This is a genomic window from Kitasatospora nipponensis, from assembly GCF_039528135.1.
Classification (GTDB): Bacteria; Actinomycetota; Actinomycetes; order Streptomycetales; family Streptomycetaceae; genus Kitasatospora; species Kitasatospora nipponensis.
Genome location: NZ_BAAALF010000419.1, coordinates 1 through 1,838, shown reverse-complemented (window position 1 = coordinate 1,838; position 1,838 = coordinate 1). Strand labels below are relative to the sequence as shown.

At 81.8% G+C, this 1,838-nt stretch carries 1 pseudogene; it reads right to left on the bottom strand.

The window, feature by feature from the left end:
• Positions 1-1,838, bottom strand: a pseudogene (locus ABD323_RS40805) (hypothetical protein); the annotation flags it as partial.

Genomic DNA, 1,838 nt, shown 5'->3' with positions numbered 1-1,838 from the left:
CGGCGCCCGGCAGCACCGCGCGCAGCGCGGAGTCCAGCAGGGCGTGGTCGAGCGGGCCGTTCGCGCCGGCCAGCACCGGCAGCGCGCCGTGCTCGCGCAGGTGTTCCAGCAGAGCCCGCACGCCGGCGGCCGGATCGGCGCCCAGCGGCAGGAAGTCGGTGTGCTCCGGGCCGGCCAGCACCGTGAAGCGGGCCGGCTGCGGGCCCTGCGCCAGCAGCTGCCCGACGGTCCGCGGCGCGAGCGGGCCGCGCCGGCCGTCCGGGGCCTGGGTGAAGCCGCGCACGCACCAGAGCGAGCGCAGGTCGGCGCCGCAGCCGGGCCGCCCGACCAGCCGGCGGACCAGTCCGCCGTCGCCGGCCTCGCGCAGCCCCGTCGGCAGCAGGGCGAGAGTCCCGTCGCTGTCGGCGGCGGCCGCCCCGTCGCAGCCCACGCAGCCGTACTCGCCCACCCCGCCGGCCAGCCGGTAGTCGGCGCAGCGCTCGCGCAGCTCGGGCAGCGAGCACCCGGTGGCGAGCAGCGTGCGGTAGCCGTGCGCGTGCAGCGCCCGCAGCGCGAGCAGCCCCAGCGGGGAGGCGGCCCAGAAACCCAGCGCCCGGTGCTCCAGTACGCCTTCGAGCCCCAGCAGCACCCAGTCGCCGTGCGCCTCCTCGGGGGCCGGCAGCTCGGCCAGCCGGAGCCCGGCCAGGAAGCGGCGCACGGCGCGCGCCTGCCCCTCGGCGGCCCGCTCGGCCAGCGCGCCGGGCAGCGCGGGCAGCGCCGCCAGGCGCCGGACCTGCCCGCCGTGCACCAGTTGGAGCAGGCACCAGCGGGCCGCCGGCAGCGGGTCGCCGGTCAGGGCCCGGTAGCGGGCGAGCAGCGCGGCCTCGCCCGAGGGGTCCCACAGCGCGGCGACCGCCAGGTCGTAGGCCGCGTCGCGGCCGACCGGCTCCAGCGCGCTGAAGGCCGCGCCGGCGGCGTCGGTGGGCCAGTCGCCGGGGCCGCTGCGGCCGTCGGGCAGGCAGGGGCGGTCGGCGATCAGCAGGGAGCGGGTCAGCGGGTCGAGCAGCCAGCGGCGGGCGGGGCGGCCGAGCGGGCCCAGCGCGGGGGTGAGCTCCTCGGCGGCGGCCTCCCAGAGCGGGTGGCGGCCGGCCAGCCAGCGGGTGCGGTCCTCGGGCAGCGCCAGGCAGCGCCACCGCGCGGCCGCGTAGCGGGCCGCGGTGGCCGGCTCGGCGAGGCCGCCGGGATCGGCCGGGCAGAGGGGGTCGGACCCACGGGCGGGATCGGCCACGCGGGTGGGGTCGGACGGTCCGGGCCGGTGCTCGCCGGTCGGCCGGTCGCGCAGCAGCACGCCGTCCGCGAAGCAGCGGGCCCGCGGCACCAGCCCCGGCAGGCGCTCGGCGGCGCTCACCCGGTCGCGGCCGAACCAGCCCACCCCGGCCCACTCGGCGGTCAGCGGGACCAGTCGCGCCGAGCGGTCCGCGTGCTCCAGCCGGGCGGTGACCGGCACCGACAGGTGTCCCCAGCGGCTGGGCGGCCCGGGCACCGGGCCGGTCGGCTCGGCGAGCCTGGTCCCCTCGGGCAGCACGGCCGCCAGCGCCGGGGCCACCGGGGTGGGGCGCAGGCGCGCCCGCACCGCCCAGCGGTCGCCGGTCAGCAGCAGGCACGGGTAGCGCAGCAGCGCGGCGGGGGGCGCGGCGGCGGGGGTACCGGCCGGCTCGGGGGTGGCGAGCAGCGGGATCACGGCGGTCGGCGCGAACCCGGCGCGCTCGGCCCGCCGGGCCACCGCCGCCAGTGCCGCGCCGGTGGTCGGCGGGTCGGCCAGCAGCAGCGCGGCCGCGCCGCCCCGGGCGACCGGGTAG